Source organism: Microbacterium sp. Soil_C_42 (genome assembly GCF_057656735.1).
Map to the genome: position 1 here is coordinate 37,662 of NZ_JBDGJU010000005.1, position 22,743 is coordinate 60,404.

The 22,743-nt window shown below is 70.4% G+C and carries 19 protein-coding genes; 9 read left to right on the forward strand and 10 right to left on the reverse strand.

All coding sequences use genetic code 11. From position 1 onward, the window contains the following. Positions 1–2: 2 nt before the first annotated feature. Positions 3–2,057 carry a MinD/ParA family ATP-binding protein gene (locus tag AC3A46_RS04950; RefSeq protein ID WP_487664091.1) on the reverse strand — a complete coding sequence of 685 codons (2,055 nt, stop codon included), beginning with the start codon at positions 2,055–2,057 and terminating at the stop codon, positions 3–5. Between the two features lie 51 nt (positions 2,058–2,108). After that, complete coding sequence (locus AC3A46_RS04955) at positions 2,109–5,516, reverse strand: pyruvate carboxylase (protein WP_487664092.1); 3,408 nt, start codon at positions 5,514–5,516, stop codon at positions 2,109–2,111. 85 nt (positions 5,517–5,601) lie between these two features. Here AC3A46_RS04955 and AC3A46_RS04960 point away from each other — a divergent pair, with 85 nt between their 5' ends. Together AC3A46_RS04960 and AC3A46_RS04965 are read left to right on the forward strand one after the other, a co-directional pair. Further along, the gene (locus tag AC3A46_RS04960) at positions 5,602–6,411 is read left to right on the forward strand and encodes a ParA family protein (RefSeq protein WP_056367081.1); all 810 of its coding nucleotides are present in this window, start codon (positions 5,602–5,604) and stop codon (positions 6,409–6,411) included. Between the two features lie 133 nt (positions 6,412–6,544). Further along, a complete protein-coding gene (locus AC3A46_RS04965; protein WP_487664093.1) occupies positions 6,545–7,759 on the forward strand; it encodes a trans-sulfuration enzyme family protein in 1,215 nt (404 codons plus the stop codon). Positions 7,760–7,785: 26 nt separating this feature from the next. Here the strand turns inward: AC3A46_RS04965 and AC3A46_RS04970 are convergent, their stop codons facing one another. The 3 genes from AC3A46_RS04970 to AC3A46_RS04980 form a co-directional block, all read right to left on the reverse strand. After that, positions 7,786–8,328 (reverse strand): MerR family transcriptional regulator, encoded by a 543-nt coding sequence (locus AC3A46_RS04970; protein WP_487664094.1) that lies wholly within the window; start codon positions 8,326–8,328, stop codon positions 7,786–7,788. A 160-nt stretch (positions 8,329–8,488) separates the two neighbouring features. Further along, positions 8,489–9,184 (reverse strand): transcriptional regulator FtsR, encoded by a 696-nt coding sequence (gene ftsR, locus AC3A46_RS04975; protein ID WP_487664095.1) that lies wholly within the window; start codon positions 9,182–9,184, stop codon positions 8,489–8,491. Beyond that, complete coding sequence (locus AC3A46_RS04980; protein ID WP_056367077.1) at positions 9,184–9,687, reverse strand: FHA domain-containing protein; 504 nt, start codon at positions 9,685–9,687, stop codon at positions 9,184–9,186. The genes ftsR and AC3A46_RS04980 overlap by 1 nt, the downstream gene beginning before the upstream one ends. Before the next feature lie 166 nt (positions 9,688–9,853). Here AC3A46_RS04980 and AC3A46_RS04985 point away from each other — a divergent pair, with 166 nt between their 5' ends. Next, a complete protein-coding gene (locus tag AC3A46_RS04985; RefSeq protein WP_487664096.1) occupies positions 9,854–10,204 on the forward strand; it encodes a hypothetical protein in 351 nt (116 codons plus the stop codon). 64 nt (positions 10,205–10,268) lie between these two features. Here AC3A46_RS04985 and AC3A46_RS04990 read toward each other — a convergent pair whose 3' ends face one another. Continuing rightward, positions 10,269–10,670: a four-helix bundle copper-binding protein gene (locus tag AC3A46_RS04990; protein ID WP_056367075.1), complete on the reverse strand. Its 402-nt coding sequence runs from the start codon at positions 10,668–10,670 to the stop codon at positions 10,269–10,271. A 106-nt stretch (positions 10,671–10,776) separates the two neighbouring features. Here AC3A46_RS04990 and AC3A46_RS04995 point away from each other — a divergent pair, with 106 nt between their 5' ends. Then, positions 10,777–11,457: a copper resistance CopC family protein gene (locus AC3A46_RS04995; RefSeq protein WP_487664097.1), complete on the forward strand. Its 681-nt coding sequence runs from the start codon at positions 10,777–10,779 to the stop codon at positions 11,455–11,457. A 10-nt stretch (positions 11,458–11,467) separates the two neighbouring features. After that, positions 11,468–12,865 (forward strand): dihydrolipoyl dehydrogenase, encoded by a 1,398-nt coding sequence (gene lpdA / locus AC3A46_RS05000; protein WP_310249557.1) that lies wholly within the window; start codon positions 11,468–11,470, stop codon positions 12,863–12,865. A 171-nt stretch (positions 12,866–13,036) separates the two neighbouring features. On the opposite strand, the gene AC3A46_RS05005 is transcribed toward lpdA, so the two are convergent. Together AC3A46_RS05005 and AC3A46_RS05010 are read right to left on the reverse strand one after the other, a co-directional pair. Next, complete coding sequence (locus AC3A46_RS05005) at positions 13,037–13,705, reverse strand: CYTH domain-containing protein (RefSeq protein WP_487664098.1); 669 nt, start codon at positions 13,703–13,705, stop codon at positions 13,037–13,039. Further along, the gene (locus AC3A46_RS05010; protein ID WP_487664099.1) at positions 13,695–13,922 is read right to left on the reverse strand and encodes a response regulator; all 228 of its coding nucleotides are present in this window, start codon (positions 13,920–13,922) and stop codon (positions 13,695–13,697) included. The genes AC3A46_RS05005 and AC3A46_RS05010 overlap by 11 nt, the downstream gene beginning before the upstream one ends. A 66-nt stretch (positions 13,923–13,988) precedes the next feature. Between AC3A46_RS05010 and glgP the strand changes: the two genes are divergently transcribed. From glgP to AC3A46_RS05030, 4 genes are all read left to right on the forward strand, one after another. Next, positions 13,989–16,547 carry an alpha-glucan family phosphorylase gene (gene glgP, locus AC3A46_RS05015; protein WP_487664100.1) on the forward strand — a complete coding sequence of 853 codons (2,559 nt, stop codon included), beginning with the start codon at positions 13,989–13,991 and terminating at the stop codon, positions 16,545–16,547. A gap of 307 nt (positions 16,548–16,854) precedes the next feature. Beyond that, positions 16,855–19,374: a rhamnogalacturonan lyase gene (locus tag AC3A46_RS05020; protein ID WP_487664101.1), complete on the forward strand. Its 2,520-nt coding sequence runs from the start codon at positions 16,855–16,857 to the stop codon at positions 19,372–19,374. Positions 19,375–19,679: 305 nt separating this feature from the next. Further along, entirely contained in the window at positions 19,680–20,411 is a 732-nt protein-coding gene (locus tag AC3A46_RS05025) for a glutamine amidotransferase (protein ID WP_487664102.1), read from the forward strand. A gap of 75 nt (positions 20,412–20,486) precedes the next feature. Then, a complete protein-coding gene (locus tag AC3A46_RS05030; RefSeq protein WP_487664103.1) occupies positions 20,487–20,861 on the forward strand; it encodes a hypothetical protein in 375 nt (124 codons plus the stop codon). 20 nt (positions 20,862–20,881) lie between these two features. On the opposite strand, the gene AC3A46_RS05035 is transcribed toward AC3A46_RS05030, so the two are convergent. Both AC3A46_RS05035 and AC3A46_RS05040 read right to left on the reverse strand, forming a co-directional pair. Beyond that, positions 20,882–21,649, reverse strand: coding sequence for an NAD(P)H-hydrate epimerase (locus AC3A46_RS05035; RefSeq protein ID WP_487664104.1), 768 nt, complete (start codon positions 21,647–21,649; stop codon positions 20,882–20,884). Then, the gene (locus AC3A46_RS05040; RefSeq protein ID WP_487664105.1) at positions 21,646–22,668 is read right to left on the reverse strand and encodes a YihY/virulence factor BrkB family protein; all 1,023 of its coding nucleotides are present in this window, start codon (positions 22,666–22,668) and stop codon (positions 21,646–21,648) included. The genes AC3A46_RS05035 and AC3A46_RS05040 overlap by 4 nt, the downstream gene beginning before the upstream one ends. Between the last annotated feature and the right edge of the window lie 75 nt (positions 22,669–22,743).

Below are 22,743 nucleotides of genomic sequence, written 5' to 3' on the forward strand. Positions count from 1 at the left end.
CCTCAGGCCGCCGATGCGAGCGAACGGAGGCCCTCGACCACGGTCGCGGCGAGTTGACGTGCGGCCTCGCGCGTCGCGGGCTGCAGCTCGCGGAACACGATGGCGCTGCCGGCCGCGATGTGCGGGTCGTACGGCACACGCACGACCGCGCGCACGCGGGTGCGGAAGTGCGACTCCAGCTCGTCCAGCTGGACGAGCGGATGCCCCGGCCGCGCGTTGTTCAGCACGACCACGGCGTTGCGCACCCTGTCGGCGTAGCCGTTGGTCTCGAGCCACGTCAGCGTCTCGGAGGCGAGTCGGGCCTCGTCGACGCTCAGGCCGGCGACGATCACGATCTGGTCGGCGAGGTCGAGCGTGGCGCCCATCACCGAGTGGACGATGCCGGTCCCGGTGTCGGTGAGCACCACCGAGTAATAGTGGGCCGCGAGAGCCGCGACATTCCGGTAGTCGGCGTCGTTGAACGCCTCCGACACTCGCGGGTCGCTGTCGGACGCGACGACATCGAGACGCGTCTCGTCGCGCGCGACGATGCCCGACAGGTCGTTGAAGCCGACGACTTCCGGACTCATGCGCACGAGGTCGCGCACGGTCTTGCCGCTGTCACGGGTGATGCGCTCCGCGAGCGTGCCACGGTCGGGGTTCGCGTCGATCGCGATCACGCGGTCGTCGCGGGCGTCGGCCAGCGCCTGGCCGAGCAGGGTCGTCACGGTCGTCTTGCCGACGCCGCCCTTGCGCGACAGCACCGGGACGAACCGGGCGCCGCCGGCGAGCGGGGCCGCGATCCGGCGGTCGAGGTCCTTGCGGGCCTTCGCCCGCTTGCTGTCGCCGAGGTTGATGCGCTTTCCCGAGATCGAGTACAGGAAGTGCTGCCACGCGCCCTCGGGCTCGGGGCGGATCACCTGGTGCGGGTCGAGCAGGCGATCGGCGGTGAGGAGGTCCGCGGTCTCGCGGCCGGCCTCGAATTCGCCGAGACGCTTCGAGGTCAGGGCGACGTCTCCACGCGGCAAGCCCGCGCGCTCGACGGCCGTGCGCTCCACGACCGGCTGGGCGCCGGTGTGGTTGGCCTCACGGCGGGTGGCGGGCGTCGGTCCGGTGGCCGTCTTCGCGGCGGCGGCCGCAGCGGGGACCGATGGCCGGGCGGGCGCCGGCTGCGGCGCTGCCGGCGCCGGAGTCGCGGCTGCCTTGTCGTCGTCGGCCGGGGTCTTGGCGCTCATGGGCTCCTCCACGGGGTCGTCGGCCCTGTTGACATCGTCTCCCGATGCGGCGTTCTCCGCCAGGGCGGCCTCCACGCCGTCGTCGGCGAGCTCGAGATCGAACTCGGCGGGGTCGAACTCGCCGTCGAAGTCGGCGTCCTCGAAGTCGACGGCGTCGAAATCGGCGATCGCGAACTCGTCGGCGGCGGGCTCCGCGGGTGCGGGCTCGGCCGGCGCGGGTTCCGCCTCGGATTCGTCAGCGACGGCCCCGGGCTCCTCGGCGGCGGCCTCAGGCTCATCGGCGACAAGCTCGCGCTCGTCGGCGACAGGCTCGGGCTCCACGGAGACCGGCTCCACGGAGACCGGCTCGAACTCCCCGACGTCGGCCGCCGGCTCCTCGACCACGGTCTCAGGCTCCACCGCAGGCTCGGGCTCGGCCTCGTCGACCACGTCGGCGTCCTCGACGTCGAACTCGGCCTCGATCAGCTCGACGATCTCCGCGTCGGCGATGTCCTCGGCGGGAGGGGCCGGGGCGAAGCCCTCGCCCTCGACGGTCCACTCCTCGAGGTCGGCGGCGTTCTCGACGATCTCGGCCTCGGTCGTCGCGGTCGAGAACTCCTCGACCGGGGCGGCCTCGATCACCGGAAGATCGGCGTCGGCCGGGATCTCGATCACGAAGGGCACCTCGTCATCGATGACGCCGTCGTCCTCACGGTCGTCGTCGGATTCGGACGGCAGCTCGACGTTCACCTGCGCCGTCGCACCACCCAGGATGCCGAGACCGGTCGTGTCGATGCTTCCGGTCTCGGACAGCACGCCGTTCTCGGGTTCGTCGGGCGTGTGTTCGATGCGATCGGGCGTCACTGCGGAGCTCTCCTGAAAAGACGGCGTTTCGGGCGGATGCCGCCCTCCAGGTTACTGGGCCGGGCGGATGACGACCAAAAGGTCCCCGGCGTCGACCTGCGCGGTCTCGGCGATCACGAGGCGCTCGACGACGCCGTCGACGGGTGCGGTGATCGCCGCCTCCATCTTCATGGCCTCGATCGAGGCGACCGGCTGGCCGGCCGTGACGGTGTCGCCGGCCTTCGCCTTGAGGGTGACGACGCCCGCGAACGGCGCTGCGACCTGGCCGGGCTTGGAGGTGTCGGCCCTCTCGGCCTGGCGCGCCTCGACCTTGATGCTGCGGTCGCGCACGAACACGGGGCGCAGCTGGCCGTTGAGGGTCGTCATGACGGTGCGCATGCCCTTGGGATCGGCTTCGCCGATCGCCTCGAGACCGACGTACAGCTGCACGCCCGGGTCGATCTCGGCGACGTGCTCCTCCCCCGGCTTCAGCCCGTAGAGGTAGTCGGGGGTGCCGAGCGCGGTCAGGTCGCCGTAGGCCTCACGGTTCTTCTCGAAGTCGCGCGCGGGACCGGGGAACAGCAGGCGGTTGAGCGTGCGACGGCGCGTCGCGGCGTCGCCGGCAAGACCCTCCTGCTCCTCAGCGGTGAGCGGCGGGACGTCGATCGAGATCGTGCGGCCCGCGAGCACCTTCGTGCGGAAAGGCTCCGGCCAGCCGCCCGGCAAGTCACCGAGCTCGCCCGCCATGAACCCGACGACCGAGTCGGGGATGTCGTAGTTCTGCGGGTTCTCCTCGAAGTCGGCGGGATCGGCGCGCACGGCGACGAGCGCGAGCGCGAGGTCGCCAACGACCTTCGACGACGGCGTCACCTTGGGGATGCGCCCCAGGATGCGGTCGGCCGCCGCGTACATGTCCTCGATGAGCTCGAAGTCGTCGGCGAGGCCGAGGGCGATCGCCTGCTGGCGCAGGTTCGACAGCTGACCGCCCGGGATCTCGTGGTGGTAGACGCGACCCGTCGGCGACGCGAGGCCGGACTCGAACGGACGGTACAGGTGGCGCACGCCCTCCCAGTACGGCTCGAGATCGCTGACCGCCTGCAGGCTGAGGCCGGTGTCGCGGTCGGTGTGGGCGAGCGCGGCGACCAGCGCAGACAGCGACGGCTGGCTCGTGGTTCCCGACATCGGAGCGGCTGCAGCATCCACCGCGTCCACTCCCGCGGCACTCGCCGCGAGCAGCGTCGCGAGCTGACCGCCCGCAGTGTCATGCGTGTGCAGGTGCACCGGAAGGTCGAAGTTCTCGCGCAGAGCCGTGACGAGCTTGGCCGCGGCCGCCGGACGCACGAGGCCGGCCATGTCTTTGATGGCGAGGATGTGCGCGCCCGACTCGACGATCTGCTCGGCGAGGCGCAGGTAGTAGTCGAGCGTGTACAGCTTCTCGGCCGGGTCGAGCAGATCGGACGTGTAGCAGAGCGCCACCTCGGCGATCGCGGTGCCCGTGGAGCGCACGGCGTCGATGGCCGGACGCATCTGCGACACGTCGTTCAGGGCGTCGAAGACGCGGAAGATGTCGACGCCCGTGGCGGCGGCCTCGCGCACGAAGGCGTCGGTCACCTCGACCGGGCGCGGCGTGTAGCCCACGGTGTTGCGGCCGCGCAGCAGCATCTGGATAGGGATGTTCGGCATCGCCGTGCGCAGCGCCTCGAGGCGCTCCCACGGGTCCTCGGCGAGGAAGCGCAGCGCGACGTCGTAGGTCGCGCCGCCCCAGGCCTCCACCGACAGCAGCTGCGGCGTCATGCGCGCGACGTGCGGGCCGACGCGGACGAGGTCGCGCGTGCGCACCCGGGTGGCGAGCAGCGACTGGTGAGCGTCGCGGAACGTCGTCTCGGTGACGGCGAGACCGCTCTGTGCGCGCAGTGCGCGCGCGAAGCCCTCGGGGCCGAGCTCGCGCAGGCGGTCGAGCGTGCCGGCGGGCGGCGGCGAGGAGAGGTCGATGGCGGGCAGCTTGCTGCCGGGCGACACCGACACGGGCTTCTCGCCGTACGGGCGGTTCACGGTGACGTCGCCGAGCCAGTTGAGGAGCTTCGTCGCACGGTCGCGCGACGGGTTGCTCGTGAGCAGCTCGGGCCGCTCGTCGATGAACGAGGTGCTGACGTCGCCCGCGACGAACGCGGGATCGTCGAGCACCGCCCGCAGGAACGGGATGTTCGTGGAGACGCCGCGGATGCGGAACTCGGCCAGGGCGCGGCGGGCGCGCGCGACCGCTGCCGGGAAGTCGCGGCCGCGGCATGTGAGCTTCGCGAGCATCGAGTCGAAGTGCGGGCTGATCTGCGAGCCGGCAGCGGTCGTGCCGCCGTCGAGACGGATGCCGGCACCACCGGGCGAGCGGTACGTCGTGATGCGGCCGGTGTCGGGGCGGAAGCCCTGCGACGGGTCCTCGGTCGTGATGCGGCACTGCAGCGCCGCACCGCGCAGCTGGATGCGGTCCTGCGTCAGGCCGAGGTCGGCGATCGTCTGCCCCGCGGCGATGCGCATCTGCGACTGCACGAGGTCGACGTCCGTCACCTCCTCGGTCACGGTGTGCTCGACCTGGATGCGCGGGTTCATCTCGATGAAGACGACCTCGCCGGTGCGGGGCCCGGCGGTCTCGAGGAGGAACTCGACGGTGCCGGCGTTCTCATAGCCGATCGACCGCGCGAACGCGACGGCGTACCCGTGGAGGGCGTCGCGGATGGCGGGGTCGAGGTTCGGCGCCGGAGCGATCTCGATCACCTTCTGGTGGCGGCGCTGCACCGAGCAGTCGCGCTCGAAGAGGTGCACGGTCTCGCCCGTCTTGTCGGCGAGGATCTGCACCTCGACGTGACGGGGCCGCTGCACCGCCTGCTCGAGGAAGACACGGGCGTCGCCGAAAGCGCTGCCCGCCTCGCGCATGGCCTCGGCCAGCGCGGGCGCGAGCTCTTCCTTGCGCTCGACCCGCCGCATCCCTCGCCCGCCGCCGCCCGCGACGGCCTTCACGAAGATCGGGAACCCGATGTCGTCGGCCTGGGCGAGCAGTGCGTCGACGTCGTCGGACGCGTCGGTGGAGCGCAGCACGGGCACGCCCGCGGCGATCGCGTGCTGCTTCGCGGTGACCTTGTTGCCGGCCATCTCGAGCACCTTCGAGGGCGGTCCGATGAAGGCGATGCCGTTCGCGGCCGCCTTCTCGGCGAGCTCGGGGTTCTCGGAGAGGAAGCCATACCCCGGGTAGATCGCGTCGGCACCGGCCGCGAGAGCGACGCGGACGATCTCGTCGACATCGAGATACGCGCGGACCGGATGGCCCTTCTCACCGATCTCGTACGACTCGTCGGCCTTCTGGCGGTGCAGCGAGCCGCGGTCCTCGAAGGGGAACACCGCGACGGTGCGCGCTCCCAGCTCGTACGCGGCGCGGAATGCTCGGATGGCGATCTCGCCTCGGTTCGCGACCAGGATCTTGCGGAACATGAGACCTCCGTGTGCGGCGGCGCAGGCGGGCCCGAAAAACGGGCTGAGTGTGCTCTCAGCCTAGGGGACGGTAACGTGGTGGCTTGTGCACGTCCTATCCGTCAGCTCGCTCAAGGGTGGCGTCGGCAAGACGACCGTGACTCTCGGACTCGCGTCGGCGGCTTTCGCCCGTGGTGTCCGCACGCTCGTCGTCGACCTCGACCCGCAGTCCGACGTGTCGACGGGCATGGACATCCAGGTGGCCGGCCGCCTGAATGTCGCAGATGTCCTCGCCAACCCCAAGGAGAAGACGGTCCGTCAGGCCATCACCTCCAGCGGCTGGGCGAAGGTGCACCCGGGCACCATCGACGTCATGATCGGCAGCCCTTCGGCCATCAACTTCGACGGCCCCCACCCGAGCGTCCGCGACGTCTGGAAGCTCGAAGAGGCGCTCGCCACGATCGAGGCGGACTACGACCTCGTGCTCATCGACTGCGCGCCGTCGCTCAACGCCCTCACCCGCACCGCGTGGGCGGCCTCCGACCGCGTCATCGTCGTGACCGAGCCGGGGCTCTTCTCCGTCGCCGCGGCCGACCGGGCCCTGCGCGCGATCGAAGAGATCCGCCGCGGGCTCTCCCCCCGCCTGCAGCCGCTGGGCATCGTGGTCAACCGCGTGCGCCCGCAGTCGATCGAGCACCAGTTCCGCATCAAGGAGCTCCGCGACATGTTCGGCCCGCTCGTGCTGAGCCCGCAGCTGCCCGAGCGCACCTCGCTCCAGCAGGCGCAGGGCGCCGCGAAGCCGCTGCACATCTGGCCCGGCGACTCTGCCCAGGAGCTCGCCGCCGACTTCGACTCCCTGCTCGACCGCATCATGCGCACCGGTCGCATCCCGGTCTCCGAGGACTCCCGCTCCTGATCGGACGGATGCTGCGCCCCGCAGCATCCGTGCGGGTGACCACTCTGCTCACTCGATGAGCAGATTGCGTAACTTGTGCACGTCCGGGTGAGCTCGACTTGCCATTCGTCGCGATTTCGCTGACCATATCGCCATGGCATCGATGACGCTGCACCCTGACAGCCTTGCCGTGCACGCCGGTCGCGACGATCTCGCGAGCCTGGGCGTTCACGCTCTCCCCCTCGACCTCTCGTCGACCAATCCTCTGCCGGGGATCGAGCTCGGCGGCATGTCCTACGAGGTCCTCGCGACCGGCGGCCACCCTTTCGAGGGCGGGTCCAACGTCTACGCCCGGCTGTGGAACCCGACGGTCGCGCGATTCGAGGAGGCTCTGGCGCGTCTCGAGCACGCTGAGGAGGCGGTGGCGTTCTCGTCGGGCATGGCCGCGGTCACCGCCGTGCTGCTGGCCCTCACCAACGAATCCCAGAAGCGCCACGTCGTGGCCGTGCGTCCGCTGTACGGGGGCACCGACCACCTGCTCGCGTCGGGCCTGCTCGGCGTCGAGACCACGTTCTGCTCCCCCGACGATGTCGCCGCCGCCCTGCGCGACGACACCGCGCTCGTCGTGCTCGAGAGCCCGGCGAACCCGACGCTCGAGCTTGTCGACATCCGCCGGGTGGCCGCGGCCGCCGGCGATGTGCCGGTACTCGTCGACAACACCTTCGCGACCCCCGTGCTCCAGCACCCGCTCGACCTCGGCGCGTCGCTCTCGCTGCACAGCGCGACCAAGTACCTCGGCGGCCACGGCGACGTCGTGGGCGGCGTCGTCGCGTGCGACGCGCGACTGGCCGCGGCGCTGCGCCGCACGCGCGCCATCACCGGCGCGATCATGCATCCCCTCGCGGCGTACCTGCTGCACCGCGGCCTGGCGACCCTGCCCGTGCGGATGCGCGCCCAGCAGGAGAGCGCGTGCGTGGTCGCGGAGTGGCTGCTCTCCCGCCCCGAAGTCGCACGCGTGCACTTCCCGGGCTTCGCAGAGAGCGATCCCCGAGGTCTCATCGGCACCCAGCAGTCGGGTCCTGGCGCGATGATCGCGATCGAGCTCGTCGACGGTTTCGACGCTGCGGCGGCGCTGACGGCATCCGTCCGCCTCTTCACGCACGCGGTGTCGCTCGGCAGCGTCGACTCGCTCATCCAGCACCCGGCGGCGCTCACCCACCGGCCCGTCACGGCCGACGCCAAGCCGTCGGACGCGCTCGTGCGCCTCTCGATCGGCCTGGAGGATCCGGCCGACCTCATCGCCGACCTCGATCAGGCCCTCGCCGCGACGGCGGGCGTGCGCGAGCGGATGGAGTCAGCGCTGGGCTGACCAGGAACGCAGCGGTGCGGCGCGCCTCAGGCGGTGCGGGCGGCGCGACGCACCGCGAGCTCGTCCATCGGGTCGGGCCTTTCGACCTCGAACTCGAGGAGCTCCGACTCGACCTCGCGCAGCACCTTGCCGACGGCGATGCCGAAGACGCCCTGACCACGGCTGACGAGGTCGATGACCTCGTCGTTCGACGTGCAGAGATAGACGGATGCACCGTCGCTCATGAGCGTGGTGCCTGCCAGGTCGCGGATGCCGGCGGCGCGGAGTTGGTCGACGGCCGTGCGGATCTGCTGCAGCGAGATGCCGGTGTCGAGCAGGCGCTTGACGAGCTTCAGCACGAGGATGTCGCGGAAGCCGTACAGTCGCTGCGAGCCGGACCCGCTGGCACCGCGCACCGTCGGCTGGACGAGCTCTGTGCGGGCCCAGTAGTCCAGCTGGCGATAGGTGATTCCGGCGGCCTTCGCCGCGGCCGCGCCACGGTAGCCGACCTCGTCATCCATCGCGGGAAGACCGTCCGTGAAGAGGAGTTCTGCGCTGAACGGCTCGCCTGGAGCAACGTCTCCGGTCATGCTCGTTCCCCCCTCCGGATCGAATAGTTCCACGCTAGATCAGCCTCCCCCTCGCGGCAACGACATCCGGCGTTCGGGGGTCGGCGTGTCGCGCACTTCGCGCGTGTCGGCTCGCAGCTCGCTCGACGACCGGCGGGGGAAGCGCGACCGGCTCACCACCTCAGGAGGACAGCATGCGGTCGAGCGCGGCCCGCACGAAGATGGCCCGCACGTCGTCGAGGCGCCGGGTCAGTTCGGGCGCCAGCTCGCCGGCGCGGCCTCGGGACGAGGCATCGGTCCGGCGCAGCAGCGGCGCGAGAGCCGACTCGACGAGTGCGACATCGCGTTCGGCGCTCTGCCGCAGGGCGCGGACGTGGCGCGGCTCGATACCGTGGCGGTCGAGCGCCACGAGGGCACGCAGCAGCGTCACCGACTGCTCGGTGTACGACTCGGCGCCCGCGAGGATGCCGGTGCTGATGGCGTCATTGAGCAGCTGGGGCGCGGCGCCGGCCGCCGACAGCAGCTCGTCGCGGCGGTAGCGGCGCGGCGCGGGCACGATCGACGGCGGCGGCACGGCGGTCGGCGTCGCGGGATCGCGACCGGCGTCGACGTCTTCGAGGTAGTCGCGGATGACCGACAGCGGCAGGTAGTGGTCACGCTGCAGGGTGAGCGCGAGGCGCAGGCGCTCGAGGTCGTCCTGCGAGAACTTGCGATAGCCGGACTCCGTGCGCAGCGGGGTGATGATCCCCTGGACCTCGAGGAAGCGCAGCTTGCTGGAGGTCAGTGACGGGAACTCGGGCGACAGACGCGCGAGGACCTGACCGATGCTGAGAAGACCCGCGGACGACGCCCTTTCACGGGCGGAAGCCGCGGGCATCAGGCCTCCGTCGCCCTGGAGAGGTCAGCCGGTGAGACGAAGAAGTTGAGGCGGAACTTGCCGATGCGCACCTCGGCCCCGTTGGTGAGCGCGGCCCTGTCGACCCGCTCGCCGTTCACGTAGGTGCCGTTCAGCGAGCGCTGGTCGACGAGCTCGAAGGCGGTGCCGGTGCGGTTGATCTCCGCGTGGCGGCGCGAGACGGTGACGTCGTCGAAGAAGATGTCGGCCTCGGGATGCCGCCCCACGGATGTGACGTCGGCATCGAGCAGGTAGCGGGCGCCTGCGGTGGGTCCGGAACGGACGAGCAGCAGCGCGGCGCCGGACGGAAGGGCGTCGATCGCGTCGAGTTCGGCCTCGCCGAGCTCGCTGCCGAACGGCACGAACGACAGGTCGGAATCGTGGCCGAACGTCTGCGTCGTATCGGCGGCGCGGTCGGACTCGTGCGCGTCGGACCCTGCGGCCCGTCGGATGTCGCCCTGATCGGGTCGGCGGTCGTGCTCCACGGTTTCCTCCTTCGTCCGGCCAGCCTATCCGATCGCCCCCGGCTCGGAAGAGGACGTTCGCCGTTCCCGCAATGTTTCGCCGCGTGTCACTCGACGTGCGGCACACAAGGCGGCCCTTCTACCCTGGCAGGACCGGCAAAGATCCGTTAACCAGAAGGAGATCACCGTGACGAGCCCGCACAGCCACATCCCGCCCCTCGAGGTGCGTGAGGCTGCGGCGTGCATGTGCGACCACGGTGACACCTGCTCGTCGTATGCCCCCGGTCACGCACTGCACCTGATCCAGGCGCGCCTCGCTTCCGCGACGCCGTCGGACTGGGCGGACGCGATCGTCGAGGCCTCCGACGAGCGCTCGGGGTTCGTGATCGTCCGCACGCTCGCCGACTGGACCGCCGTCGCCCTCTGGAACGGCACCGGCGCTGCCGCGGCCGCGACGCCCGGCACGCCGGTCGCGCTCCACGAGCGCTACCACGTGCTCGCCGTCGGCGGCGCGCGGTTCAACGTCCTCCGCGGCTGAGTCGGACGGCCCGCACCGCGCGTTTGGTCTCGCAGGCTCGCTCAACGAGCGATGGCGACGAGCGTCAGCTCATCGCCATCATCATGTCCTTCATGGCCATGCAGGCGTCCATGCACGCCTTGCAGGCCTGAGCGCACATCTTGCAGACCTCGCTGTGGTCGGCGTGCTCCATGCACTCGTCCATCGTCATCTGGCACATCGCCATGCACGCGTCGAGCATCGACATCATGGTCGCCGGGTTCATGCCCTGCATCCGCATCATGGCGCGCATCATCGTGTTGCACATGTCGGCGCAGTTCATGCACGCGGGGGCGCACGACATCATCTGGGTGGAGCACACCGTGCATGCCTGCTCGCAGGCCGAGCAGGCGTCCATACACGCCTGCATGACCGACATGTCCATCGCCTGCATGCCGGGCATCGACATCATGTCCTTCGACATGGCGCCCATCATCATCTGATCCATCTGCCGCATCCTTCCGCGTGTGGGGACGACGGGCAGGGGGCCCGCCATTGGCCAGGCTAGACCTCGCGGGGTCCGCAGCAAAGGGCCGGATAGGCTCGATCGGGTGATGTCACAAACTCTTCACAAGCCTCTTCCAGCCCGGGTCTGGGCATTCCTCGCCGCACTGCTCGTCGCCCTCGGTGTCGTTCTCGCGACCGCCTCCCCCACCCACGCGCATGACGAACTGCTCGGCAGCGATCCGGCGCAGGGCAGCACCCTCGACGCGCTCCCCGCGCAGCTGACGCTCACGTTCAGCGCCGAGATCGCCGACGACGCCGGCGCCTCGGTCGTGGAGGTGACGGATGCCTCGGGCACAGCGCTCGCCGACGGCACCCCGACCGTGCAGGACAACGTGCTGACACAGCCGCTCACGGGCGAGGCATCCGGTGCCGTCACGGTGCTGTGGAAGGTCGTCTCGAGCGACGGGCACCCCATCTCGGGCGAGTTCTCGTTCACCGTCGCGGGCGCGCCGACGCCCACCGAGTCGGCGACCCCGACGCCCAGCGAGACCGCGGCCCCCACCGCGTCCGCCGAGCCCACGCCGACGGTCACGAGCGAGCCCGCGGCAAGCGAGGGCGCGACCGCGCTGCCGTGGATCATCGCGGGCGTGCTGGCTCTTGCGCTCACCGCCGCGGTCGTCTACCTCCTCGTCTCCCGCTCCCGCCGCGAGAAGGCCCTCGCGAACGGCGCTGCCGGCCCGGCCGACGGCACCTCGCCGGCCGACTCCGTGCCCCCCGCCGACCGATAGGCTTGAGACCATGCCTCATTACGACGTCGCCATCCTCGGCGCGGGGCCCGGCGGCTACGTCGCAGCCGTCCGCGCTTCGCAGCTCGGCCTCAAGGTCGCCATCATCGAAGAGAAGTACTGGGGCGGTGTGTGCCTCAACGTCGGCTGCATCCCCTCGAAGGCTCTCCTCAAGAACGCCGACCTCGCGCACCAGTTCCACCACAAGGCCGACCTGTTCGGCATCTCGGGTGACGTCCACTTCGACTTCGGAGTCGCGTGGGACCGCAGCCGCAAGGTGGCGGAGACCCACGTCAAGGGCATCCACTACCTGATGAAGAAGAACAAGGTCGACGAGTACGAGGGCCGCGGGTCGTTCGTCGACGCGAACACGATCGACGTCAAGAAGGCCGACGGCACCACCGAGCGCGTCACCTTCGACAACGCGATCATCTCGACCGGCTCGAAGGTGCGGCTGCTCCCGGGCGTGCAGCTCGGCGGCAACGTCGTGACGTACGAGGAGCAGATCCTCGCCCGCGACCTGCCCCAGTCGATCGTCATCGTCGGTGCCGGCGCCATCGGCATGGAGTTCGCCTTCGTGATGGTGAACTACGGCGTCAAGGTCACGATCATCGAGTTCCTCGACCGTGCGCTGCCGAACGAGGACGCGGACGTCTCGAAGGAGATCGCCCGCCAGTACAAGAACTACGGCGTCGACATCCTCACCTCGACCAAGGTCGAGACGGTCACCGACCAGGGCGACAAGGTCACCGTGACCTACACCGCCAAGGACGGCACCCCGGGCTCGATCGACGCCGACAAGGTCATGATGTCGATCGGCTTCGCCGCCAACGTCGAGGGCTTCGGTCTCGAGAACACCGGCGTGAAGCTGACCGACCGCGGCGCGATCGACATCGACGACCACATGCGCACCAACGTGCCGCACATCTACGCCATCGGCGACGTCACCGCGAAGCTGCAGCTCGCGCACGTGGCCGAGGCGCAGGGCGTCGTCGCCGCCGAGACGATCGGCAAGGCCGAGACGATGACCCTCGGGGACTACCGCATGATGCCGCGCGCGACGTTCTGCTCGCCGCAGGTGGCATCGTTCGGCCTCACCGAGCAGCAGGCGCGCGACGCCGGCTACGACGTCAAGGTCGCCAAGTTCCCCTTCTCGGCGAACGGCAAGGCGAACGGCCTGGGCGAGCCCATCGGCTTCGTCAAGCTCATCGCCGACGGCGAGCACCTCGAACTGCTCGGCGGCCACCTCATCGGCCCGGACGTCTCTGAGCTCCTACCTGAGCTCACGCTCGCGCAGAAGTGGGACCTCACCGCTCTCGAGGCCGCCCGCAACGTCCACACGCACCCGACGCTGTCGGAGGCCGTGCAGGAGGCCTTCCACGGCCTCGCCGGCCACATGATCAACCTCTGATCAGCTGACGCGAAAACGCCCCGGACCTTCTCGGAAGGTCCGGGGCGTTTCGTCTCTGCGTTCCGACTCGCAAGCTCGCTCAACGACCGGGAGCGGGAGTAAAGGCACCGGTCGTTGAGCGAAGCGCGCTCTGGCGCGCGAAGTCGAAACGCCTCGGACTTTCGAGCAGCCTCAGGCGCCGAGGGTGCGGGCGAGTTTGGAATCGGATGCTGCGGCCCGGCCGCCTGCGGCCTGCACCGCGGCTTCGGCGGCCGCGAGCAGCGCCGCGCGCTCCTCGTCCGAGGCGGGGGCGGCGGGTCCGAGTTCGAACTCCCACTCGCGCCAGGACCGCGCGGTGCCGGAGCGCTCGTCGGTGGCCGTCACGTGGTCGTCGACGAACTCCGCCACGAGGCCGCCGTGCTCGTCCTGCAGCGCGAAGGCGGTGCGGCTGTTGCGGATGCGCGCGATCGGCGCGAAGTCGGATGCGCTCGCGATGGTCGAGACCGCGGCGGCGACAGCATCCGGGATCTCCTCCACCGCACTGATCGGCCAGTGCAGTTCGACCCGCCCGCCGTCGGCGCCGCGCGGGCCCTTGATGTGCCAGCCCTCGTCGGGTCCGCCGGTGCGGTGGCGCACCGCGTAGCCGGCATGGGCGAGCGCGAGGTCGTCGCTGTCGAGGTAGGTGGCGTCGAGGTGACGCAGCTCGGGCTCGCCTACTCCCGCCACACCGGGAAGCGCCGACCAGTCGGGCAGCGGCGTGGACTCATCGACATCGAACTTGAGCTCGACCTCGACGCTGCGCGACGCAGCGGTCGCCCCGGCGTCGCCGCCGGTCGCGTCGGGAGTGCGGTCAGTCGTCACGACCGTCCGGGTTCGGGTCGATGTCTTCGGTCGCCTCGACGTAGACGAAGCGGGTCTCGGTCGGCCCATCCTGGTCGCCCGCGTGGGTCTCTTCGCCCTCGCGGCGGTAGACGAGCTGTCCCTCGCCGTAGGGGACGATGTACGAGTCGGAGACGGTCGGGTCGAGCGGGATGATCTGTCCGTCGAGGGGTCCGCCGTGCAGTCGTGCGATTGCCATAGCGCCAGCGTAGACCTAACGACTTCGGTGCAAGCGCTTCCAGATTTTGCCCCTAGACTCGCGAGCGTGAAGGCCATCCGAACGTTCACCGTCCGTCCCGTCCTCGCCGCATCCCTCGCCCCGCTCGACCGCCTCGCCTCCAACTGGCGCTGGTCGTGGAGTCGCGCGACGCACGCACTGTTCGCCTCGATGGATCCCGTCCTGTGGGACGAGATCGGCGCGAACCCGGCGCGGATGCTCGGCGCACTGGGCCAGGAGCGCCTCGACGAGCTCGCCCGCGACGAGGAGTTCGTCGCCCGCGTGCGCGAGGAGGACGAGCGTCTGACCGCCTACCTCGAAGGCGACCGCTGGTTCCAGCAGCTCGAGGGCGACAAGCCCGCGCACATCGCGTACTTCTCCCCCGAGTTCGGCGTCGACGGCTCGTTGCCGCAGTACTCCGGCGGCCTCGGCATCCTCGCCGGCGACCACCTCAAGAGCGCGTCCGACCTGGGCGTGCCGCTGACCGGCGTCGGCCTCTTCTACCGCGCCGGCTACTTCCGCCAGTCGATCGGGGACGACGGCTGGCAGCGCGAGAGCTACCCGCTGCTCGACCCGTACGGCCTCGGACTCACCCTCCTGCGCGACCGCGAGGGTGCGCCCGTCGAGATCGCGCTCGACCTGCCGGGCGACCGCCGCCTGCACGCCCGCGTCTGGGTCGCCGACATCGGCCGCATCCCCCTGCTGCTGCTCGACTCCGAGACGCCGTCGAACACCGACGAGATGCGCCGCGTCACCGACCGCCTCTACGGCGGCGGTGGCGAGCACCGCCTGCTGCAGGAGCTGCTACTCGGCGTCGGCGGCGTGCGCGCGGTGCGCGCGTGGTCGGAGCTGACCGGCCGCCCCGCCCCGGACGTCTACCACACCAACGAAGGCCACGCCGGGTTCCAGGGACTCGAGCGCATGTCGGAGCTCATCACGCACGACGGGCTCAGCTTCGACGAGGCCCTCGCGCAGGTGCGTGCCGGCACGGTGTTCACGACCCACACGCCGGTGCCCGCCGGCATCGACCGCTTCCCCCGCGACCTCATCGCGGACTTCCTCTCGAGCGGCCTGTTCCAGGGACTCGACGCCGGCCGCGCGATCTCGCTCGGCCTCGAGACGTGGGAGGGCGGCGACCAGGGCGTCTTCAACATGGCGGTGCTCGGCCTGCACCTCGGCCAGCACGCCAACGGCGTCTCGGTGCTGCACGGCGAGGTGAGCCGTGGCATGTTCGGCATGCTGTGGCCGGGCGTCGACACCGACGAGGTGCCGATCACGTCGATCACCAACGGCGTGCACGCTCCGACCTGGGTGCACCCGGCGCTCAAGGCCGTGAGCGAGCGGGCGTGGGGCGATGCGCACACCGACACGCACGACTGGACCGACCGCGACGTCGTCAGCGACGCCGAGCTGTGGGGCGTGCGCCAGCAGATGAAGGGCGAGCTCGTGGCCGAGGCGCGGCGGCGGGTGGCAGCATCCGTCTCCAGCGGCTCGGCCGTGACGCCGGCCTGGGTGGAGGACCTCCTGGATCCCGAGGTGCTCACGATCGGCTTCGCGCGCCGCGTGCCGACGTACAAGCGCCTGACGCTCATGCTGCGCGACCCCGAGCGCCTCACGCGACTGCTGACCGACCCGGAGCGGCCCGTGCAGATCGTGATCGGCGGCAAGTCGCACCCGGCCGACGACTCGGGCAAGATCCTGATCCAGCAGCTCGTGCGCTTCAGCCGCGACCCGAAGGTGCGCGGGCGCATCGTGTTCCTGCCGGACTACGACATCACGCTCGCCAAGGACCTCTACCCCGGCTGCGACGTCTGGCTCAACAACCCGCTGCGCCCGCTCGAAGCGTGCGGCACGAGCGGCATGAAGGCGGCGCTCAACGGCGCACTGAACCTGTCGATCCTCGACGGGTGGTGGGACGAGTGGTACGACGGCGAGAACGGCTGGGCGATCCCCACGGCCGACACTGCGTCGAACGACGAGGAGCGCGACGACGACGAGGCGGCCGCCCTCTACGACCTCATCGAGCACCAGCTGGTGCCGCGCTTCTACGAGCGCGAGGGCGGCATCCCGCAGCGCTGGCTCGACATGGTGCGCCACACCATGACCGAGCTCGGCAAGAAGGCGACGAGCGACCGCATGGTGCGCGACTACGTCCAGCGCCTGTATGTGCCGGCGGCGGCGCACGACGTCGCGCTGCGCGCGAACGAGTTCCTCGAGGCGCGTGCGGTGGCCGCGTTCGTCAGCCGCGTCGGCGAGGCGTGGGGGCGGGTGTCGATCGCAAGCGTCGACAGCTCGGGCATCCCGCAGCAGGCGCAGGCCGGCGACACCCTCGAGGTGCGCGCCGACGTGCGCCTCGACGGCCTCTCGCCCGACGACGTCGCGGTCGAGCTGCTCTACGGCGCGACGAACGAGGACGACGCGCTGTCGCGCGACCACTCGGTGTACCGCCTCTCCCCCGGCGCGTCCGCCGCGGACGGCGCGACGGTGTTCAGCGGCACGCTCCCGCTCGGCGTGACCGGCACGTTCGGCTACACGGTTCGCGTGCGCCCCGCGCACCCCCAGCTCGTGTCGCCGGTGGAGCTCGGCCTCGTCACCTACGCCTCGTAGGACTTCACACGACGGATGCTGCGGCACACCGTTCCCCGGTCGTTGAGCGAGCGAGGAACGAGCGAGTCGAAACGCCTTGAGTTCCTCGAACACTCAAGGCGTTTCGTCTTCGCGCGCCAGAGCGCGCTTCGCTCAACGACCGAGGGCAGGCGTCTCGCGCCCGCACATTAAATCGTTCCAATGTGCGCGGTGGGGCGGTTGACCCACGCGAAGTCGCTGACTAGGGTCGTGCGGGAAAACGTATTCCTACGTTTCCCCACACGGGCCCTACCCCAGCGGGCCGCAACCTCAGGAGAGCGATTCGACGATGAATCTCCGCAGCACCTCTGTCCGCGTGCTCGTGGCCGGCTCGGCCGCGTGCGCACTCACGCTCGGACTGGCGCAGCCCGCACTGGCCGAGCAGGCCTCCCCCGCCGGTGCCCAGCTCGAAGCCCTGGACCGCGGCCTGGTGGCTGTGTCGACGGGCGAGGGCGTGTTCCTCAGCTGGCGCCTGCTCGGCACCGAAGCCGGTCCCGCGACCGAGACCGGCGTGAGCGGCCCGTCGTTCGCGGTGTTCCGCGACGGCGAGCGCATAGCCACGGTCGACGACAGCACGAACTATGCCGATGCGGACGGGTCCGCAGCATCCGTCTACACGGTCGCTCCCGCGTGGAACGACGTGACCGGCGAGCAGTCCGCCCCTGTGTCGGTGTGGGGCGACGGGTTCTACGACCTGCCGCTGCAGAAGCCGGCCGACGGCGTGACCCCGGCCGGCGAGGCGTTCACGTACTCGGCGAACGACGCGTCGGTGGCCGACGTCGACGGCGACGGCGCGTACGAGTTCGTCGTGAAGTGGGATCCCTCGAACTCGAAGGACGTGTCGCAGAAGGGCTACACGGGCACCGTCTACGTCGACACGTACGAGCTCGACGGCACGCTGCTGAACCGTATCGACCTGGGTGTGAACATCCGCGCGGGCGCGCACTACACGCAGTTCATGGTCTACGACTTCGACGGCGACGGCCGCGCCGAGACGATGCTGAAGACGGCGCCCGGGACGAAGTCGATCCAGTACAACGCCGACGGCTCGGTCGCGGCCGAGGCCGGCATCACGATGCTCGCCGAAGACCTCGCGGCCGGCTACACCGCGGCCGACGACTACCGCATGAGCGCCGCGGACTACCGCCAGCACCTCATCGAGATGTTCGAGGGCTGGTCGGAGCACCCCGAGGTCGTGGCGGGCAACTGGCCGGCGACCCTCGAGGAGGCGTTCGGCATCCCGGTGACGCACGAGTACCCGCTGTCGACCGCGTCGGCGACCGAGCTCGTCGACTACTTCATCACCACCTACGCACCGAGCCGCAGCGCGCGCAACGACCTCACGACGTTCGAGGGCTTCATCGTCGACGGCCCGGAGTACCTCACCGTCTTCGACTCGGCCACCGGCGAAGAGCTCGAGACCGTGCGCTACGAGCCCGGCCGCGACGACGACGGCCTGCTGTGGGGCGACTACGCGATGGCCCGCATCGAGCCGGGCAACCGCGTCGACCGCTTCCTGGCGGGCGTGGCCTACCTCGACGGCACGCACCCCTCCGCGGTCTTCGCTCGCGGCTACTACACGCGCACGACGATCCACGCCTACGACTGGGACGGCGAGCACCTGACCACGCGCTGGGCGATCGACAGCGGCCACGTGCCGATGACGAACCCGTTCAACGACGGCCCGCACGGTCGTGACGGCACCGACCCGGTGTACGGCTCGATCACGACGCAGGGCTTCCACTCGCTGAGCGCGGCCGACGTGGACGACGACGGCAAGCACGAGATCGTCTACGGCTCGGCCACGATCGACGACGACGGCGGGCTGCTGTACAGCTCGTTCGACACGCTGCCCGCGGGCAGCGCGGCGCCGGGCGAGAACGTGCGTCTCGGCCACGGCGACGCGATGCACGTCACCGACATCGACCCGAACCGCCCCGGTCTCGAGATCTGGACGGCGCACGAGGGCGCCACGTTCGCACCGTACGGTTCGGCGATGCGCGATGCCGCGACCGGCGAGGTGCTCTTCGGCGCCTACTCGGGGCGCGACACGGGCCGCAGCATGATCGGCGACGTGCGCGCCGACGTGCCGGGTCTCGAGGTATGGGCGAGCATGCCCAACGGCACCGAGGGATCGGGCCTGCTCAGCGCGACGAACGCGCCGCTCGCAGCATCCACTCCCGGAACCAACCAGTCGATCCGCTGGGCCGCCGACATGACGACGCAGATCGTCGACGGCGCCCTCGAGGTCACGCCCACCATCAAGGACTGGACCCGCGGCACCGTGCTCACCGCCACCGGCACGCGCACGAACAACGGCACCAAGGGCAACCCGTCGCTCGTGGCCGACGTGTTCGGCGACTGGCGCGAGGAGCTGCTCGTGCGCACCGTCGACTCGAGCGCGCTGCGCATCTACACGAGCACCGAGGTGACGACGCACAAGCTGCCGACGCTCATGCACGACGTGCAGTACCGCGCCGAGGTGGCCCGCCAGAACACCACCTACAACCAGCCGTCGTACACGAGCTACTACTTCGCGAGCGACATGGACTTCGCGAAGGTTCCCGTGCTCACGACCGCGGCGACGCCCGGCGCGCCGAAGTTCACCGACCCGAAGGGTTCGAACTCCGACCACGTGGTCGTCACGCCCGACCCGTCGTTCGACTACTACGTCAACGGCGTCAAGGCAGAGAAGCCGCTGGTCAAGGTTCCCGCCGGTTCGAAGGTGCAGGTGACCGCGGTCCCGAAGGCCGGCGTCGCCGTCGCCGCGGGTGCCGTGTCGACCTGGACGCACCAGTTCAGCAAGTAGGGATCGACGGATGCCTCGGCCCGGCGCAGTGCGCGACGGGCCGAGGCATCCGTGTTCCCGGTCGTCGAGCTCGGGCTCGCGGTGGCTCGTTGGTCCGGGGCGTTTCGACTCGCTCGTTCCTCGCTCGCTCAACGAGCGGGGGGAAATGCACCGGTCGTTGAAAGACGGCCCGCTGTTACTCGTTGGTCCGGGGCGTTTCGACTCGCTCGTTCCTCGCTCGCTCAACGAGCGGGGGGTGGTGACCCGGGGGGGGCTGACCGGGGGTGCTGTGCCGGGCACAGCCTGCGCACACGTAGGCTGGTGCGGTGAAGCCGTTCGTCCTCCTCGCGACCCGTGCCGAGGACGTGCCGGCGGACGAGGAGTACGCGCTCTTCCTGCGGTACACCGGCCTCTCCCCCGACGAGCTCATCCGGGTGCGGCTCGAGGCCGAGCCGATGCCGCGGATCGACCTCGATGAGGTGTCGGGGATCTTCGTGGGCGGCGGGCCGTTCAACGCTTCGGACCCGCTCGAGAAGAAGTCGCCGACGCAGCGACGGGTCGAGCAGGAGTTCGGCATCCTCCTCGACGAGGTCGTCGCGCGGGACTTCCCGTTCCTCGGCGCCTGCTACGGCGTCGGCACGCTCGGCGCGCACCAGGGCGCGGTGATCGACCGCACCTACTCCGAGCCGATCAGCGTCGTGCCCGTGACGGTGACCGAGGCCGGGGCATCCGATCCCCTGCTCGCCGGGCTCCCTGCGACCTTCGGTGCCTTCGTCGGACACAAGGAGGCGATCTCGCAGCTGCCCGCGTCGGCGACGCTGCTGGCGTCGTCGCCGACATGCCCGGTGCAGATGTTCCGGGTGGGCGAGAACGTGTACGCGACGCAGTTCCACCCCGAGCTCGACGTCGAGGGCATCACGACGCGCATCCACGCCTACGCCGACTACGGCTACTTCGCCGCCCACGAGCTCGAGCTCACGCTGGCGGCCGTCCGCACCGCGGCGGTCTCGCACCCGAGCCGCATGCTGCGCACCTTCGTCGAGCGCTACGCGCGCTGACCCCTTCGCACCGCCCGCGCGCGGTGATACGCTCCCCGCACCGGCTGCCTCCGCCTGGGGAGATCGAGGTGCGTCATGGGTTCGAAGAAGCTGCTGATCACGGGCGCCGTGATCGCCGTCGTCGCCGCGGCCGCGATCATCGTGCCGAGCGTCGCGTCGGGCGTGCCGTTGGCGAGGGTGCTCCCCGCGACGAGCGTGCTCGCGCCGGATGATGCGCCGGGCGGGCAGGGCAACGGGAAGGCGTGGGGCCACCATAAGGACGCCCCCGCATTCCCGGGCGACAACGGCAACGCGTGGGGGCATGACAAGGAGTCACCGGACTTCCCCGGGAAGAAGGGCGACGACAAGCAGGACGACCCGGGCACCGGGAAGGGCAAAGCCTGGGGCCACCACAAGGATGACCCCGACTTCCCCGGCAACAACGGCGACGACGAGCAGAACGACGAGTAGTCGCGGCGCTGACGCTGCGTTCAGCCGGTCGGTGCTGTCACGATGCGGGAGACGGATGCCTCGCCCGCCGGCTCGACCGATTCCAGCGCCGGGCCGAGACCGATGTCGACCAGGACGATGTCGCCCACGAGTTCGGGCCCGCGTCCGGTGACGAGTCCCGCCTTCACCGCGCCGAACGTGACGGTGACGGATGCTGCGAGCACGGCGTCGTCGGCGACGCCCGTATCGGGGTGCAGACCACTGGGGATGTCGACGGCGATGACGCGCGGCATCCGTCCCCCTCGCCGGAGGTCGTCGCGGATCGCCGTGACCGCACCGCGGGCTCTGCCGCGCAGGGCCGGATCGCTTGCGGCGCCGATACCGAGGATGCCGTCGACCACGAGGGCGTAGTGGCGGACGGCGTCTTCGACCTCGGGAAGGTCGACGCGGCGGACTCCGGCGGCGACCGCGGTGGCGAGGGCGGTGACGTGGAAGCGCTCCGAGACGAGCAGCGCGTCGACGTCGGCGATGCGGGAGAGGTGCGCGGCGGCGTAGAGCGCGTCGCCGCCGTTGTCGCCGGATCCCACGAGTACGAGTACCCGCGGCCGCAGGGCGACGGGTGACTCTCGGATCACGGGTTCGAGCACGCCGGTCAGCGTGACCACGGTGTCGGGCGTCGCGAGCTCTGCCCGCACGACGTCGGCGAGGGCCGCGGCGGCGCGGTGCATGAGCGGGACTCCGGCGTCGAGCAGGGGGCGTTCCGCCGCACGCACCTGTTCGGCGGTGAAGGTGGGAACGCGCGCGCTCATGTCGCCGGGTGCTTCTGCGCGGCGAGCTTCTCGCGCTCCGCGTCGGCGCGCGCGTGCTCGAGCTCTTCGGTGGCCACTCGCACAGCATCCTCCGCCTGACGCACGCGCCGCAAGGCGAACGTCGGAGAACCGAACCGCTCACGCACGCGGTCGACCCGCTGCCGTTCGCTCACGATGATCCAGGTCGACGCGAGGAGGATGACCTGCGCCGAGAGGTTCAGCCACAGCAGCAGAGCGATGAGCGAGGCGAACGAGGCGAGCAGTGGGTTCGAACCGGCGCCGGCGACGAAGAGGGACGAGAGCTGCTGCAGCACCGTTAGCCCGATCGCGCCGATGACGGCGCCCGACCACAGCGACCCGGGGTGCGTCTTGACCCCGCTGAGCGACACGAACGCGACGGCGACGATCGCCATGTCGAGAAGGAACACGACGACGATCGAGACCGAGCGCGTGGCGAAGTCGGCGACTCCGGTGTGAGTGATCCCGAGCCAGTCGAGCACCGCCCCGACGAACGTGGTGCCGATGAACGTCGCGCCCGCCGACAGCACGAAGCCGCCGCCGATCGCGATGGCGAGGAGGAAGTTGCGGAGGATCACCCAGATCCAGAAGACGTCGTCGTGCACCTTGTCGGCGAGCGTGCGCAGTGCCACGCGCAGCGACCCGATGGCGCCGATCGCCGCGCCGACGAGACCGACGAGCGCGATGATGCCGGCGATGGTCAGGCCCGCGGGCGCTTCGATGGTGCTGACGTCGATGAGGCCGTCGCCTCCTGTTCCGAGCAGGCCCGGGATCGCAGCATCCACCGCATCGATCAGCGATTGCCACGCCGCGGGGTTGTCGGCGAGCCACACGGAGGCGAACGAGAAGCCGAGGAGGACTCCCGCGAACACCGAGAACAGCGAGCGGTACGTGATGCTGTCGGAGAGCATGGGACCGCGGCGTTCGAGGTAGTGGAACCAGACGCGCACCGGTCGAAGGGAGAGTGCCCAGGCCGTCAGCTTCGCGATCAGGTCCGCCATGGCACGACCTTATCGAGCACGCACCGGCGAGCAGCCCAGGGTTGACGCGCGCCACATAGTATGTGGTTGGGGATA

Excerpts from the sequence above, each read along its gene's own strand:
- AC3A46_RS04955 (WP_487664092.1), bottom strand. The coding sequence starts at position 5,516 with ATGTTCCGCAAGATCCTGGTCGCGAACCGAGGCGAGATCGCCATCCGA.
- AC3A46_RS04965 (WP_487664093.1), top strand. The coding sequence starts at position 6,545 with ATGGCATCGATGACGCTGCACCCTGACAGCCTTGCCGTGCACGCCGGT.
- AC3A46_RS04970 (WP_487664094.1), bottom strand. The coding sequence starts at position 8,328 with ATGACCGGAGACGTTGCTCCAGGCGAGCCGTTCAGCGCAGAACTCCTC.
- ftsR (WP_487664095.1), bottom strand. The coding sequence starts at position 9,184 with ATGCCCGCGGCTTCCGCCCGTGAAAGGGCGTCGTCCGCGGGTCTTCTC.
- AC3A46_RS04990 (WP_056367075.1), bottom strand. The coding sequence starts at position 10,670 with ATGGATCAGATGATGATGGGCGCCATGTCGAAGGACATGATGTCGATG.
- AC3A46_RS04995 (WP_487664097.1), top strand. The coding sequence starts at position 10,777 with ATGTCACAAACTCTTCACAAGCCTCTTCCAGCCCGGGTCTGGGCATTC.
- lpdA (WP_310249557.1), top strand. The coding sequence starts at position 11,468 with ATGCCTCATTACGACGTCGCCATCCTCGGCGCGGGGCCCGGCGGCTAC.
- AC3A46_RS05010 (WP_487664099.1), bottom strand. The coding sequence starts at position 13,922 with ATGGCAATCGCACGACTGCACGGCGGACCCCTCGACGGACAGATCATC.
- AC3A46_RS05020 (WP_487664101.1), top strand. The coding sequence starts at position 16,855 with ATGAATCTCCGCAGCACCTCTGTCCGCGTGCTCGTGGCCGGCTCGGCC.
- AC3A46_RS05030 (WP_487664103.1), top strand. The coding sequence starts at position 20,487 with ATGGGTTCGAAGAAGCTGCTGATCACGGGCGCCGTGATCGCCGTCGTC.
- AC3A46_RS05035 (WP_487664104.1), bottom strand. The coding sequence starts at position 21,649 with ATGAGCGCGCGCGTTCCCACCTTCACCGCCGAACAGGTGCGTGCGGCG.
- AC3A46_RS05040 (WP_487664105.1), bottom strand. The coding sequence starts at position 22,668 with ATGGCGGACCTGATCGCGAAGCTGACGGCCTGGGCACTCTCCCTTCGA.